14 protein-coding genes are annotated in these 15848 nt (G+C 32.5%); 5 read left to right on the forward strand and 9 right to left on the reverse strand.

The genetic code is table 11. The features are described from left to right. Positions 1 to 111: 111 nt before the first annotated feature. The gene (locus ACJJV4_RS07785; protein WP_405293112.1) at positions 112 to 1347 is read right to left on the reverse strand and encodes an ABC transporter permease; all 1236 of its coding nucleotides are present in this window, start codon (positions 1345 to 1347) and stop codon (positions 112 to 114) included. 8 nt (positions 1348 to 1355) lie between these two features. Here ACJJV4_RS07785 and ACJJV4_RS07790 point away from each other — a divergent pair, with 8 nt between their 5' ends. Next, positions 1356 to 2594, forward strand: coding sequence for an exo-beta-N-acetylmuramidase NamZ domain-containing protein (locus tag ACJJV4_RS07790; RefSeq protein WP_405293114.1), 1239 nt, complete (start codon positions 1356 to 1358; stop codon positions 2592 to 2594). Between the two features lie 12 nt (positions 2595 to 2606). Here ACJJV4_RS07790 and ACJJV4_RS07795 read toward each other — a convergent pair whose 3' ends face one another. The 3 genes from ACJJV4_RS07795 to ACJJV4_RS07805 form a co-directional block, all read right to left on the reverse strand. Beyond that, positions 2607 to 3422, reverse strand: coding sequence for a glycerophosphodiester phosphodiesterase family protein (locus tag ACJJV4_RS07795; protein WP_405293116.1), 816 nt, complete (start codon positions 3420 to 3422; stop codon positions 2607 to 2609). A 12-nt stretch (positions 3423 to 3434) separates the two neighbouring features. After that, the gene (locus tag ACJJV4_RS07800; protein ID WP_405293118.1) at positions 3435 to 4274 is read right to left on the reverse strand and encodes a sterol desaturase family protein; all 840 of its coding nucleotides are present in this window, start codon (positions 4272 to 4274) and stop codon (positions 3435 to 3437) included. A 78-nt stretch (positions 4275 to 4352) separates the two neighbouring features. Beyond that, complete coding sequence (locus ACJJV4_RS07805; protein ID WP_405293120.1) at positions 4353 to 4847, reverse strand: YkgJ family cysteine cluster protein; 495 nt, start codon at positions 4845 to 4847, stop codon at positions 4353 to 4355. Between the two features lie 65 nt (positions 4848 to 4912). Between ACJJV4_RS07805 and ACJJV4_RS07810 the strand changes: the two genes are divergently transcribed. Continuing rightward, entirely contained in the window at positions 4913 to 5617 is a 705-nt protein-coding gene (locus tag ACJJV4_RS07810) for a class I SAM-dependent methyltransferase (protein WP_405293122.1), read from the forward strand. Positions 5618 to 5896: 279 nt separating this feature from the next. Here ACJJV4_RS07810 and ACJJV4_RS07815 read toward each other — a convergent pair whose 3' ends face one another. Together ACJJV4_RS07815 and ACJJV4_RS07820 are read right to left on the reverse strand one after the other, a co-directional pair. After that, complete coding sequence (locus ACJJV4_RS07815; RefSeq protein ID WP_405293124.1) at positions 5897 to 7612, reverse strand: TonB-dependent receptor; 1716 nt, start codon at positions 7610 to 7612, stop codon at positions 5897 to 5899. A gap of 74 nt (positions 7613 to 7686) precedes the next feature. Further along, the gene (locus ACJJV4_RS07820) at positions 7687 to 10725 is read right to left on the reverse strand and encodes a tetratricopeptide repeat protein (protein ID WP_405293126.1); all 3039 of its coding nucleotides are present in this window, start codon (positions 10723 to 10725) and stop codon (positions 7687 to 7689) included. A 234-nt stretch (positions 10726 to 10959) separates the two neighbouring features. On the opposite strand from ACJJV4_RS07820, the gene ACJJV4_RS07825 reads away from it, so the two are divergent. Next, positions 10960 to 11643, forward strand: coding sequence for a cell division ATP-binding protein FtsE (locus tag ACJJV4_RS07825; RefSeq protein ID WP_405293128.1), 684 nt, complete (start codon positions 10960 to 10962; stop codon positions 11641 to 11643). Here ACJJV4_RS07825 and ACJJV4_RS07830 read toward each other — a convergent pair. Beyond that, positions 11640 to 12458, reverse strand: a complete 819-nt coding sequence (locus tag ACJJV4_RS07830) for a 2OG-Fe(II) oxygenase (RefSeq protein WP_405293130.1) — start codon at positions 12456 to 12458, stop codon at positions 11640 to 11642. The genes ACJJV4_RS07825 and ACJJV4_RS07830 overlap by 4 nt on opposite strands. 81 nt (positions 12459 to 12539) lie before the next feature. Here ACJJV4_RS07830 and ACJJV4_RS07835 point away from each other — a divergent pair, with 81 nt between their 5' ends. Both ACJJV4_RS07835 and ACJJV4_RS07840 read left to right on the forward strand, forming a co-directional pair. Continuing rightward, positions 12540 to 13421, forward strand: a complete 882-nt coding sequence (locus tag ACJJV4_RS07835; protein ID WP_405293132.1) for a glycosyltransferase family 2 protein — start codon at positions 12540 to 12542, stop codon at positions 13419 to 13421. Then, positions 13421 to 14356 carry a glycosyltransferase family 2 protein gene (locus ACJJV4_RS07840; RefSeq protein WP_405293134.1) on the forward strand — a complete coding sequence of 312 codons (936 nt, stop codon included), beginning with the start codon at positions 13421 to 13423 and terminating at the stop codon, positions 14354 to 14356. The genes ACJJV4_RS07835 and ACJJV4_RS07840 overlap by 1 nt, the downstream gene beginning before the upstream one ends. Positions 14357 to 14361: 5 nt before the next feature. On the opposite strand, the gene ACJJV4_RS07845 is transcribed toward ACJJV4_RS07840, so the two are convergent. Continuing rightward, positions 14362 to 14772: a sugar 3,4-ketoisomerase gene (locus tag ACJJV4_RS07845; RefSeq protein WP_405293136.1), complete on the reverse strand. Its 411-nt coding sequence runs from the start codon at positions 14770 to 14772 to the stop codon at positions 14362 to 14364. Continuing rightward, the gene (locus ACJJV4_RS07850) at positions 14765 to 15847 is read right to left on the reverse strand and encodes a glycosyltransferase (protein WP_405293138.1); all 1083 of its coding nucleotides are present in this window, start codon (positions 15845 to 15847) and stop codon (positions 14765 to 14767) included. Before ACJJV4_RS07850 ends, ACJJV4_RS07845 begins: the two co-directional genes overlap by 8 nt. Between the last annotated feature and the right edge of the window lies 1 nt (position 15848).

The raw sequence follows: 15848 nt of genomic DNA on the forward strand, positions 1-15848 counted from the left end.
TTGGCTGATAATGCGCTAGGGATTGAACGGTTTGTTTGAGCTCCCTGACTTTTTAGGAGGGAGCGAGTAGTGAAAGCCCGACCCTTGGGGTAGCGCCCAAAATTTTAAAATTTACTGGAACCTAATGGCTTTTACTGGAGATATTTTTGTAATAATATACGAGGGTATTAAAAGCATAAGTAAACACAGAATTAGTGTCCCTATATTTAGCGCAACTATATAACTTAAACTTATATATACTGGAGCTTCGGATACGTAATACACGCTTGGATCTAATGGAAATAGTTTGAAATATTTTTGCGCAAACAGCAGCCCTAAACCGAGCAAGTTACCCCAAAATAAACCTAGTAAAATAAGGTAGGATGCATTGTATAGAAAAAGTTTACGTATACTCCAATTGTTACTTCCGAGGGCTTTTAAAATCCCTATCATTTGCGTACGTTCGAGTATTAAAACGAGTAGTGCAGTAATCATGTTTATACCTGCTACTAGAATCATAATACCGATAATGCCATAAATATTTTTATCGAATATTTTTATCCACTCAAAAATGGAACTGTACTTATTACTTACGGTAATCGTGTTGAGTGTAGACGGTGTGTTTTGGTAAATTTCGATACCTTTTCTATCAAGTTCTGAATAATCGGAAATAAAAACTTCGAAGTTCCCTATTTGGTCTTCTTCCCAATTATTAATACGTTGTATATGGCGAATGTTCCCTAATAAATATTGTTGATCTAACTCCTGAAAACCGGAATTATAAATACCTACAATTTGGAATGATATAATGTTTGGTGCTTTTTCGGTATCGTCTTTTGCAAATACCATCTGAAATTTTTCACCAACCTTAAAACCTAGCCTATCGGCTAAATATTGCGAAATTAAAACCTCTTCGCTCCATTTTTTGGTAAAGCTTGGTAGTTTGCCTTCTACAAGAAATTCTTGAAAGTAACTCCAATCGAAATCTTGACCGACACCTTTAAACACGGCCCCTTCGAAATCGGTTTCTGTTCTAATGATTCCGAATTTTGTTGCTACGGCTTGTACGTGCTTTATACCATCAACCTCTTTAAACTCTGGATAAAACTCCTGATTTTTAGAGATTGGCACGATACTTTCTTGTGAGTTATTACTATCGAAATTACTAATGGTAACATGCCCATTGAAAGCGACCACTTTATCACGAATTTTTTGTTGCAAACCAATACCTGTAGCAATGGCAATCATCATGACCACAATACCAATAGCAATAGCGGCAATACCAATTTTTATTATTGGTGCCGATACACTACTTTTATACGCTTTACTACCAATAATGCGTTTGGCTAAAAAAAACTCGTAATTCAAAATTTATTATGCTATTAAATGTTTTCAAAAATACTGTTTTATTATTTGTTTTAGTAATGATTTCTTGTGGGAATGTCACGAAATCGAAGTCGGAAAGCTTAACAGTTTTAGAATATGAAACTTCTAAACAAACCAAAACCGTTAAAAATATAGTTGTTGGTGCAAACCAAACCTCACAATATTTATCAATACTTAAAGGGAAACGCATTGGTATTGTTGCCAACCAAACTAGTGTTATTTTTGAAGGGGATACAAACGTACATTTAGTAGATTCCCTACTTGCCTTAAATGTTGATATTAAAACGGTTTTCGCACCAGAACATGGATTTAGAGGCACGGCAGACGCTGGCGAAGTTATTAAAGATGGTGTAGATATAAAAACCAACTTACCGATAGTTTCCCTTTACGGAAAAAACAAAAAACCTTCGGTAGAGCAATTGAAAAACTTAGACTTAGTTGTTTTTGACATTCAAGATGTTGGTGCTCGTTTTTACACTTACATTTCGAGTTTACATTATGTAATGGAAGCTTGTGCCGAGCAGAATATTCCTGTTTTAATTTTAGATAGACCGAACCCTAACGGACATTATTTTGATGGTCCTATTTTAGAAACAGCTCATAAAAGTTTCGTTGGGATGCACCCTATACCAACTGTACACGGTATGACGATTGGTGAATATGCAAACATGATTAATGGTGAAAAATGGTTAAGCCAAGGTATTACCTGTGAGTTACAAGTTATCCCAGTGAAAAACTATAACCATAACCTAGAATATAGCTTACCTATAAAACCTAGCCCGAATTTACCAAACGATAAATCGATAAACCTTTACCCTAGCCTTTGTTTTTTTGAAGGCACCAATGTAAGTGCTGGTCGTGGAACGGAAACACAATTTCAAATTTTTGGGAGTCCGTTTTTAAATAAAGTACAGTTTTCTTTTCAGTTTACACCGCAACCCAATCATGGTGCTAAGCATCCAAAATATGAAAACAAATTATGTTATGGTGAAAACTTAACTAAAGCCGAAAACCTAAATACTCTTAATTTAAATTGGCTGATAAAAGCTTACAACCACACAGGAAATAAAACAGAATTCTTCAATTCGTTTTTCACGAAACTAGCTGGAACAAAAAAATTACAACAACAAATTGAATCTGGATTAAGCGCTGAGAAGATTAAATTGACTTGGAAGACAGGTTTAGATGCTTTTGCTAAAACACGCTCGAAGTATTTAATATACGAGTAAAATTTAAACGTATTATTTTAAAACAGTAATGAGTCTATCTGGATAATCGGTAATAATCCCGTTTACGTTATAGTCTATCATAAGCTGCATATCTTGTTCGGTGTTAACCGTCCATGGTATCACTTTAAAACCTCTATTTTGTAGATCACTAACTGTGTCTTTATTTATCAACTTGTAATAGGGACTTATAATAGCAGGCAAATAACTCATTTTATTAAGTTTCTCTAAAATAACCTCATCGTCCTCTACCAAAAGGGCAGCCTCCATTTTAGGCGATTGAATTTTTATTTCTTCTAAAATTTGTAAATCGAAACTTTGTAAATTGGTTTCATTACAAGCGTTGTTTTCATTTAGAACATCTAAAACTAATGCTACAAATTCTTTAGGTTTTGGAGTAAAAACATCATAATACTTCGGATCTGATTTTATTTCAATATTGAATTTTATTGCCGGATTTATTTTTTTAGTTTCTTTTAAAACTTCAGATAAAGATGGCTTGTATGTTTTTACTTTTTCCTGATTTGGGAATTTAGGATGATATTTAGAACCACAATCAAATTGTTGAATATCGGCTAAAGTCATTTGATACAAATTATACTTCTTAGCATCTTCATCTAAAATAGCGTCACCATTAGGACTTAAGCAAATCACAGGATTCATATAAGGTTCATGGCTAACAACAACTATTTTATCTTTAGAAACTGCCACATCCAACTCTAAGGTGTCCACACCTAAATCTAATGCTTTTAAAAATGCCGGCATACTATTTTCGGGTAACAAACCGCGACAACCACGATGCCCCTGAATATCAATCTTGCAATGTTTCAAAATAAAAAAGTATTAATCTTTATCAGAAATTATAGTTGGTCTTTCGTATTTTTTAAAAGGCTGTTTTAAGAGTTCTTTTATATTTCCGTTCGCTTTTTCATCTGGAAAAACATCAACGCCATAAATTAACTTCTCACGATCAAAATCCATATAAGTACCAAGTAATCTATCCCAAACCGAAAATATATTTCCGTAATTAGAATCGGTATAAGGCAACATATAGTGGTGGTGCACCTTATGCATATCGGGCGACACCAATACATAACTCATTATTTTATCGACACTTTTTGGTAACTTAATATTAGCATGTGTAAACTGCGTAGCCACCAAAGACATTGATTGATATAGCATAACAATACCAATTGGAGCTCCAATAACAAAAACCCCCAATAGTGTAAACATAAAACGAATAACACTTTCCAAAGGATGGTGTCTATTGGCCGTAGTTGTATCGACTTTATGATCGGAATGATGTACTAAATGCACCATCCATAACATAGGCACTTTATGCTCTACAAAATGCGCTAAATAGGCTCCAAAAAAGTCCATTAAAAATACACCTAGAATAATGTACAACCATAGCGGCATTTCTGGTAACCAGTTTAAAATCCCAAAATCGTTAGCCATCACCCAATCGGCTGAGTTAAGTAGTAAAAAAGCTAACGCAAAATTAATAACGACTGTAGTTAAAGTAAAAAAAATGTTGGGCGCAGCATGCTCCCATTTTTTATAATTAAACTTAAATAATGGCACCGCACCTTCTAAAATCCAGAAAAAGGCCAAGCCTCCAACTAAAATTATACTGCGGTGTGATGATGGTATAGTCTCGAAATAGTTTAGAAAAGTTTGCAAGAGTGGTTGTTTTTGTTTTACAATATAGTAAAAAAGTTATTATGCCAAGGCTAACAAAGCAACACCCAACCTACAACACTAAACCTTAATGCGTTTTTTCATTTCTTCTACAATATTAAATGCAGCCGGACAAATAGCCACGTTTTTTAAAGTAAGATGCGAAATTTGTTGAAACTTACTTCTATCTGTATGCGGAAACTCACGGCACGCTTTTGGACGCACATCGTAAATGGAGCAATAATTATCGGCACCTAAAAAGGTACACGGCACACTTTTCAAAACATAATCATTCTCATCATCTACACGCAAAAACTGGGATATAAATTGCTGTGTTTTCATTCTAAAATGTTTAGCAATTCTATCTACATCTTTATCTGTAAATAGCGGCCCAGTGGTTTTACAACAGTTGGCACACTCCAAACAATCGGTACGTTTAAACTCTTGTTCATGCAAATCTTGCATAACGTAATCTAAATTTTTGGGCGACTTCTTTTTTAGCTTTGTGAAGAATTTTTTATTCTCGTTATGCTTATCTTTGGCCTGCTTTGGAAGATTATTAATAATGTCTTGCATGGCGCAAAAATAACAATTTTAATTGATGCCCTTTTCACTTTCGTGGAAATGAAACTCGCTTTTTTATGAAAGACCTTTTCGGACAAGCCTTATTAGATTACCAAAACGGAAACTATACTGAAGACATTATAACATCTACAAGTATTTCTGGTGATGATGCTTTACCGCTACCCTATTTATTTCGCACATTCGAAGAGATGCCTAAACTAGAACAAAAAGCGTTGAAACTAGCCAAAGGCGAAATTTTAGATGTTGGCTGTGGCTCAGGAAGCCATAGTTTGTATTTACAAGAAAACAATAAAAAAGTTAAAGCTATCGACGTTTCTAAAGGCGCCATTGAAGTTGCTAAACTTCGTGGTGTTGTAAATGCTGAAATAAAAAACATTTTAGATGAAACTGAAACGTTTGACACCATTTTATTATTAATGAATGGTACCGGAATTTTTCAAGAATTATCTCAAGTTTCAAAATATTTAACTCACCTGAAAAAGTTGCTTAATTCTGGCGGACAAATTTTAATGGATTCATCGGATATCAAATACATGTATGAAGATGAAGATGGCGGTTACTGGATGGATAGCAACTCGAATTACTATGGTGAATTAGATTATTTTTTATCTTACAAAAATGAAGATGAAACCCCAATTAAATGGTTATATCTAGATTTTGAAACTTTAAAATTGGCTTGTGAAACGGTTGGTCTTAAATGCGATATTATAAGGGAAGGTGAACATTTCGATTATTTGGCTCAATTGACGCATTTTAAATAGTTTAAATATTTATTAACTCAATATTTTATAGCATATAAGCCTATTGTAATATTAAGCTTTATATAATTTCTTCTTAAGTCGAAATCACTAACGTTTACGCATCTTTGAATATTTTTGTCATAGCGACATTAGAACGTATCACAATCGCCCCCTGGACTTTAACCTCTGCTTTTTATTCAATAAAAAAAGCTAAAGTTCCAAAAAATGAAACCTTAGCTTTTCTATATATTATATTTTTAAACATTTATCGCTTTCGCAGAAACGCCAACTAAATGTATCTTAAAAATCAAATTTAAATGTTGCTCCTGCTAAAAACTGAATAGCCTGAACAGGTGTATTTTGCCAACGTTCGTAATTATTATTGGCTATATTATTTGCTTTTGCAAATACTGAAATTTGCTCTGTTACATGATAACCAACATGTGCGTTCGCATCAAAATAACTATCCAAAGTAATAGTTTCTGGTGTTGATGTTGTTAAGAAAAATTGATCTTTACGTTCGCCTGTGTAAAACAAATTAGCTCCTGCAAACCAGTTTTGATCGATTTGATAATCTAAAAACAGAGACCCTTTTACGTCTGGCAAATTCCATGCTTCAGATTCAGTATCGCTAGAGTAACTAAAATATTCTGCTTTTAAACCTAAGTTAAAGTTTCGGTTAATATCTACATTTATTTCACCTGATACTCCAAAAGTATTAATATCATCGTAAACAACTCCAAACGAGTTTCCATAGGTATAATCCTCAAAAGAGCGGGTAATTTCGTTGGATATAAATAGGGCTTTGTTTTTATTTGAAATATAACTTCCGTTAACGTTATAACTCATAGTGCTAGAAAGCTTTCCTTTTAAACCAACATATGCATTGTATTGTTTATCTGTTGGTGAAATAAATAATGTTGGAGAAACAAATGGGTTTTCGGTAGCAAAATCATAATAAGAATTTTGTTCTAAATCACCTTGAATACCACCATATGCAATTACCACATCGCTAACCACCCTGTAGGTTGCTGTAATGTTTGGATAGATATAAAAATTGTTAGATCCGCTTTCTGTATTATTCATATAATACGCCGAAACCCCAAGATTTAATGTTAAATCATCTCTAATAAGTTGATAGCTTGGCATAATACCTACTTGAAAATTACCATAATCTATACTGCCAAATCCAGAGTACAAATTACTAAAGCTCCCGCCTAAATAATCCACTTTAACTTCCGTTGAAATCTCTTCACCATTAACCGGAACATCCACTTTTCCTTTTGCTATAAAACGATTTTCTCCCGAACTTTGATTATCGGCAAAGCGTCTAAAAAATACACTTCCTGAATTAATATAAGTATCTTCAAAACTAATATCACCTCCTAGATGTGCATTATAAAATGCATGATTAACATCTATATTATCGTCTTTAGCAAAGGCTGTTTGAGACTCTGGAACACCATACCAATTGTAGTTTGAATATTGAAAACCACCTTCTACATTCCAAGCCATATCTCGCATACGACTAGAATAATTAACATTAATTTTTGAATCTGAAAAACCATTATCGAATTCTACACCTTCGATATCTCCCGCTGAAGAGTGATGACTTACATAACCACCAACACTTTCGTTACGACTAATAGCATGATTTAAATAAACCTCACCCAAAATAGTAGTATAACTACCAACACCGAGTGTAGCATAATTATCAAAAAGCTTAACAGGTTTGGCTTTCTCTACAACTGCAGCTTTTCCTTTTGATGGCGTAAAGGTTGACGCTACTGGAAATGAAAAGATATTATATTTAATCTCTTTTTTTGTTTCGGTTGTCGCATCGTCTAAAGTTGGTGCTTCTTTTACTTTAAAAGCATCAGAAATTGATGGCGCATATGGTTTAATAACGTCAATAACACCTGTGTTTAAAGTATCATTTTGTTTACTTTGTGCATACCCAAGTGTTGCTAAACATGTAGTTGCAACGGTTAATAATCTATTGATGTGCTTACGCATATTTTATAATTTTTATTTCTTAATTAAATTGTAAGATTGAAATTCCAAAACCACTTATATGGCTCTTAATAAAACTATTCTTCTGGTAAAATAGATGAATTGGTTTTAGCTTCCTCTTTTTTAATTTTACTTAATTCTGCTTTAGCTTCTGCAACAACCTCATCAAACTCTTTAAAATTTGTAATCACACTTTCTAAAATATATGTGGCTTGAAAAGCATCATTTAAAGCATAAAAATTCTTGGCCATTAGCACTAATCCCTTCGCACTATAATATTTATATCCTGAGAAATCTTTAGCCAGTTTTTGCACAGAAACATTAGAAGCCTCGTGCTTGCCTTCTTTATTTTTAAAATAGGCATTATAATATAAAGCTTCGGCAGCAGTTTCTCCTGTAGCAACTTTTTCTACTTCGGCATATGCTGTTTTTGCTAAATCTTCATTGTTTGTTTTAATAGCCGAACGTGCAATTATAACTTGAGCATCTGCTTGAATTTTATTATCAATTTTAGAATTTTTAAGCACCTTCTCTGCATAAGCAACAGCTTCATTATACTTATCTAATTCATAATTAGCTTTCATTAAATTAGATTGTGCAAACACAACGTTTTGAGGAAAATTTGCCTCGCTCTCTAATCTTGCCAGAATAGGCATGGCTTTATTCCAGTTTTTTGAACTTAAATAAAATTGCGATAGCTTAACTAAAGCTTCCTCGGTGTATTCGCTTCGTAATGCATCAACAACATATTTGTAATGCGGTGCTGCATTCTCTAACAAATTCTTCTTTGAGTAAAGTTGTGCAACATAAAAATGCGATTGTAAAGCATGTAACCCACGTGGAAATTCACTTAAATATTTATTAAACTGCGTAATAGCCCTATCCGTATTATTATCCAAATACTGTTTTTCCGCAGCCTCATAAGTAGCATTATCTAAATCTGCATCAGTAACTTCAACATAGTCCAATTGCTTAACCCAAACCGCATATTCGTCTACACGACCTAAATCTATATAAATTAACCTTGCCGTAGCTACTGCTTGCACAGCTTCAGGAGTGCCCGCATAATCGTTTGCTACTTTTTTAAATTTCACTAACGCTTGCTCGTTTTGACTAGCATTATAATATACCAAACCTTGGCGCAATAAACCTTTTGGCACAAAAGAACTCATTCTATATTCACTTGCTAACCTATCGTAAATTTGCATAGCTTTATCCGTATCGTTTGCTTTTACATAAGAATTGCCTAACTCGAACATAGCATCATCACGAAGTTTAGATTTTGGATATTCAGAAATAAAATTGTTAAGCTCTTTTATTTTCCCAGAAGAATCACCAGCATAGCCTGTGCTTATTGCTTTTTGGAAAAAAGCGTAATCCGATTCTATTTCATTCAATTTAATAGCATTTTTATAAGCAGCTATAGCACTATTATACTGACTTGAAACAAAATGCCCATCACCCAAACGTAAATACGCATCGTTCAACCTAACTTTATCATCTTTTTTATTCGAAATAAATTGGTTAAAGTAATTTGTTGCCTGCTCGTAATTTTTTAACTTAAAGTAAGTATAGGCTAAATTATAATCTAAGTTCTCAAACTCTATAGTTGAAGCGGCTTCATTTTGCTGCTGAAATTGTTTAAAACTTATTAACGCATCGTCGTAATTTGTAAGATTATAATCTGTTTCGGCTTTCCAAAATGTTGCTCTTGCCGTAAACCTTTGGTCTTGTTGTTCTTTTAAAGAGCCATTAAAAAGCTCCGAAGCTTCTTTAAATTTATTTTCGTTATACAATTCCAATCCACGGTAAAATGCAACTTTTTGATAAGCTACTTTATTTTCGAAACTACGTTTGCCTTCTAATAACTTAAGCGCTTCCGTATAATTTTTTGACGTGATGTAAGAATCTATTAGAAGTGTTTCCACTTCTTCCTTATAACTTGTATTTGGATATTTATCTAAATAACTCGCTAACACCTGTGGTGCCGATTGATAAGAGTTTCCAATTTCGTAACTAATTTTAGCATAATTGAGCCAAGCATCTTCTTGAATTTTCAAATTAAAATCCATTTCTGAGGCATTTTTAAAAGCGTTTAAGGCTTCTTGCTTTTTCCCTAAATTAATATAACTTTCACCTAAATGATAATATGCATTTTGAGCAATTGAATTTTTACCACCAATAATTTTATTGAATTCGGAAACTGCATTTTCAAAATCACCTTGCTTGTAATAAGCATAGCCTAATTGGTAGTAATCCGTATTACTCCATTTCCCTACGCGATCTCTTTCTCCTTTTTTCCCTTTGTATGCCGTTAAATAAGGAATAGCATCTGCATATTGTTCGAGGTTGAAATAACTCTCTCCAATAATTTTAGAAAGTTCGGAAACCTCATCATCATCACTTTTGCTTAATTGCGCTTTAGCTAACTTAATGGCTTCTTCGAATTTACCCAGTTTAAAGTGCAAATCTGCTTGATAATATGATAATTTCTCTTTGTAACGTTCCTGGTCATTTACTTGCTCAAAATATTCGTTCGCCTTATCATAATCATCTCCTTCATAAGCCATAAAACCAATGTAATATTTAGCTTGCGATCCGTATTCTTGAGAGTTTTCTATTTTAGTTAAATACTTTTTAGCATCCTTAAATTGCTTTGTAGTAAAGGCAGTATAACCATTATTAAAGTAAAATTTTTCTTTTTCAGATTTACCCAAAGCATTTACATCTACTTTTTGATACCATTTTCGGGCATAAGCATATTTTCCGTTAACGAAATAATAATCGGCCACATCTACAAAAGCAGTATTTCTTTTAGTGCTTGTTGGATAATCTTCTACAAAATCTTCGATAAGTTGATCTGCATTTTGCTGATTTAACCTTACCGCACAATTGGCTATATAATAGGCACAATCGGATTGCAAAACATCTTCTTCTGCCGTTTTTTCAACGTTAGTAAACAGCGATTTTGCTGCAAGATATTGTTGATTATTATAAAGTGATAATGCCTTTTGATACTCTACCAAATTACTGGTGTAAACAGCCGATTTTTGCGCCATAACCTGACAACTAAAACCAATAACAACCAGCAGTGAAAAAATATTATTTTTAATCATTAACAATGCGTTTTTTAATTTAAAATCAAAGATAATTGAATATTAAATCTATAACGAAATAATCGTGCCATAATTATAAATAGTAGTGTTAAAAATTGAAATCATTTGGCTTTAATAAATTTAAAAACCGAAATTAAAATTACTCAGCTAAAAGCTGTAACAAAATTTCCTTACTTAACTTTCAACTTTTCAGTTTTTAATAATACATTTACAGCACTTTAAAAATCTGCTTTTATGTCGAATGCCATTTTAGAATTAAAAAACGCGTCTATTTTTCAAGGTGAAAGTTTAGTGCTTTCTGATGTTAATGTTGAAATTAACAAAGGCGAGTTTGTATATTTAATTGGAAAAACAGGAACAGGAAAAAGTAGTTTTATGAAAACGCTTTATGGTGATTTACCGCTTACAAAAGGTGAAGGTAACATTGTAGATTTTAATTTAAAGACCTTAAAAGAAAAGGAAATTCCGTTTTTACGCCGAAAATTAGGTGTGGTTTTTCAGGATTTTAAATTACTTCCAGATAGAACTATAAACGACAACTTGATATTTGTTTTAAAGGCTACAGGATGGAAAGTGAAAGCTGAAATGAATACTCGTGTTGAAGAGGTTTTGAATAAAGTAGATATGAAAACTAAAGGTTTTAAATATCCGCACGAGCTTTCTGGTGGCGAGCAACAACGTGTTGCTATTGCTCGCGCTTTACTTAATAACCCTGAACTTATTTTGGCCGATGAGCCTACTGGTAATTTAGATCCACAAACGAGTATTGAGGTTATGGAAGTTTTGCAAGACATTAATAAGAACGGCAACACCATACTTATGGCAACGCACGATTACGCTCTTCTTTTAAAATACCCAAGTAAAACACTTAAGTGTGATGAGAATGCTGTTTACGAGGTGGTGCAAAGAAAAAGTTAGTTATCCTTTTTGTAAATATGCGGGTTTTTACGAACTCCTTTTTTAAATACCTTTCTCAATAACATCCGCAAACTAGCATCACAATCTAAAACGATATTAGTGAAGGTATCTTTTGGCCGACCTCTATATTTAGTTACATGAAATTTATCAGTTGGTTTTAATGCGTTATCACTAAAATAGTAGTTAGAAATACAACAACGACTGCTATCTACTGTTACTTTATTTACCGAATGCCAGGAGGTGTCATGCGTAGCCATTACTACAAGTCTGTTGAATTTGCTACCTATTATCGTAGGCTCATTTTTTGGGCCATTGGGCCAGAGCTCTAAATGCCCTCCATTGTCTTCATTCCACTCTGGAGTAACATAATACAATAAATTAAGCACCCTCCAGCGCTCGCGTTCGGCATCATGAGAATTATCTAAGTGTGGATGTAAAAAATTATCTTTTGCCATTAAAGATAAGCCTCCTGCATATAAAGATTCATCTGCATAAAGTGATTTAATATTACAAATATCACCTATTAATTTAATTATTTTTTCATCTTGAAAAGCATATAATACTTTTTCCAAAAGAGGATTATGCTTATTCATTTGTGCCGAAACATACTTATACTCCCGTATACTATTTAAACAGCGCATCTCTAACTTATCAGGAAAAACAGAAAAACATTGCCTAGCTAAATCTTCTGGCAAAAGATTATCTATATAAAAATAACCAACCCCCTCTTTTGAAGCGATATAGTTTTTAGACAACTCATCTTTTACACTCAAAATTTTAGCATAAATGAGATTTGATATTTCTTCAGTTTTCACTTAAAAAGTTTTACATTAGTCCATGCAATTTAAAGCTTTAACATTAAAATCTGTATTTTCGTTACAATATTTTTCACTAAAATGCTATCCGTATTAATCCCAACCTATAATTACAACATTGTTCCTTTAGTTGAAGAAATTAAGGAACAGCTTAATCGGTTAGAAATAAATTATGAAATATTAGTTTATGATGATGGCTCGCACTCTAAATTAAATGAATATAATAGTTCTATTACAAATAGAATAAATTGTGATTTTAAGGCTTTACCAACCAATATTGGACGTAGTGCAATTAGAAATTTACTTAGTAAAGATGCCAAATTCAATAATTTACTATTTATTGATGCAGGGACTTTTCCGAAAAACAAAAGATTTATTAAAAACTATATTTCACAATTACATCATGATGTGATAATCGGGGGCATGACTCATTTAAAAACTTCTCCCAAAAAGCCCTACAAACTAAGGTGGCTGTATACTAAAAATCGAGAAGGTCATGAAACCACCGCCTCTAAAAACAAAGTAATTTGCTCCTCTAATTTTTTAATAAAAAAAGACATAATATTATCGAACCCTTTTGATGAAACCATTAAAAAATACGGGTGTGAAGATGTCGTGTTTTTCAACACTTTAATAATGAAAAACTATGAGATGCATCACATAAAAAACCCTGTAATTCATGATGCTCTAGACGACTCCGCTACTTTTATTAATAAAACAGAACAAGCTATACAGAATTTAATTACTTTGCTAAATTCAAAAAAAATAGACAAGAATCACTACAATCTTTCTCGCGCTTACATAAAATTAGAAAAATATAAACTAACCGGAATAATTTCTTTTTTGTACAAAGGAATAAAGCCTGTATTAAATTTAAACTTTCAATCTAACTACCCATCTCTTTTTCTATATGATTTTTACAGATTAGGATATTTCTGCACGTTAAAACAAAACAAAAGCTAATGCCGTTTTTCTCTGTAATAATACCATTATATAATAAAGAACATTTTATTGAAAAGACACTACGAAGTGTCCTTAACCAAACTTTTACAGATTTTGAAGTTCTTATCATTAATGATGGTAGTACTGATAACAGCACAGTTGTTTTAGAGCATATTACAGACCCAAGAATACAATTATACCATACTAAAAACCAAGGTGTATCTCATGCTAGAAATTATGGAATTAGCAAAGGTAACTCGGAATATGTTGCGTTTTTAGATGCCGACGATCTTTGGCAGAATACTCATTTAGAAAACTTGCATCAATTAAGCGTTGACTACCCTGAAGCTCAAATTTATTGTACTGCCTATAATATTCAATTCTCTAAAACTTCTTTTAAAAAACTCAACTTTTACAATATTGATAAGCAATATAGAGGATACATAGATAATTTTTTCGAGGCTTCTCGTTTAGATCCTGTTTTACATACAGGTAATAACGCAATTCAGGCAAATGTATTTGGAAAAAACGTATGCTTTGACACAAACATGAGATCTGGACAGGACACAGATTTATGGATTTCATTAGCTTTGAAATACAAAATAGCAATTGACAATAACTCTGAAACTTATACTTATAACAAAAACAATATAAGCCTATCCAAAAGCCCTTTAGTTAAAGATCGAGTACTCCTTTTTGCAAAATATAAATCTTTCGAGAAGCAAAATATTGATTTTAAAAGATATATGGATCAAAACAGGTATTCGGTGGCATTAAACTATAAGGAGAACCGCAAAAACACTACGAGTAAATTACTTTATAAAAAAATTGACCAGAACAACCTTAACCTCAAACAAAAAGTTATTTTTCACTCACCTTTTATTGTTACAAGGTTAATAAGGTACGTTAAAGATTTTTTAGACAAAAAAGGTATCTTTCTTCATTTATACCAATAAACAAACTAACTTTTAGATAAAATAAAGGCTTTATAATCTCTTATATATTCTTTTTCATCAAACACATCCGAAGCTAATACTAAGCATATAGAACCTGATGAAAAATTATCTAACTCCCTCCATATACCGACAGGAATTAGCAATCCTTTATTGGGTTTATTCAACATAATAGTGGTAACATTCACACCATCATCTAATTTCACATCAAAACTACCACTAAGCGCAATAAGCACCGCCTGTTGCTCTTTATGCGCGTGTCCCCCTCGATAAGCATCACTTGGCACATCGTACAAATAATAAACCCGCTTAATCTCGAAAGGCAATGTGTTTTTTTCTATTACAGAAAGATTCCCTCTTGGATCATTAATTTTAGGAATATCTATAATTTCAATATCTTTAATTGTTTTATTAATCATTAGTATTTTTTAATAAATTATCCCATTTGTCTGCAAGGCTTAACAAAGAAAGGTGTTTTATACTGTTTATAGAATTTTGTTTACATTTTTCATAAAGGTCTTTATTTAAAACAAACCTATCCATCGCCTCTGATAAAATTTTCTTATTATTATTCTCAACTAGTAAACCGTTGAATTCGTTTATAACAATTTCTCCGGCACCAGAACATTTAACAGATATCACAGGCGTTCCTATTGATAATGATTCAATTAATACTCTTGGAAAACCCTCAAACCTACTCGTTAAGCAACAAAATTTTGCATGTTTTACATATGGAAAAGGATTGCTCGTAAAAGGCTTAAACACCACCATATCCGTATTTGCTTTAAGCTTAAGCATTTCTAAATCTTCACCACTACCTAAAATTAAGAGTTTAATATTATTTTTAGGTAAAACTGACATTTTATAGGCATCAATTAACAAAGAAATATTTTTTACTTTATCTTTTAACCTTCCATAAAACAACACATAATCATCCTCAAAATCTATAATTTCATGAGCCGATACTGTATTCGTATCAATTTCTACAGGATTATTAATTTTTACTACGTTGCTAAACTTATAAACACTAATAATTTCATTTTTAATTTCTTCGGAGACTCCAACATAAGCATACGCTTCTCGAAAAATTTTTTCCCCAAAAAACACACTTTCAGTAAAATATGATGCTAAATTTCTACTTCGAACTACGTAAATAATTTTCGTCTTTCTATAAAGCATTACACGTGTTAAAAACTCGGTCACTATAGACTGCCTCACTCTGTTATCTATAACAAAGTCGAATTGCTGCTTTTTGATATATTTTTTAAATACTAAAAACCTATTAATCCTTCCCTTAATTGAGTTATCCTGCTCCTTTAATTCTCCAAGGTTCAGCAGTTTGCCTGCATATTGGTAATCTACATCTTTTAAAACAGAAACAATATGCACATCATAACCCAACCCATCTAGCATTATAGATAGTAATGCAGAAGAACGCTCGGCCCCACCTTTCCCTAACGAGTTTACAACAACACAAATTTTCTTTTTGCTCAAA

The sequence above is a fragment of the Algibacter sp. Ld11 genome (assembly GCF_045066735.1).
Lineage (GTDB): Bacteria > Bacteroidota > Bacteroidia > Flavobacteriales > Flavobacteriaceae > Algibacter.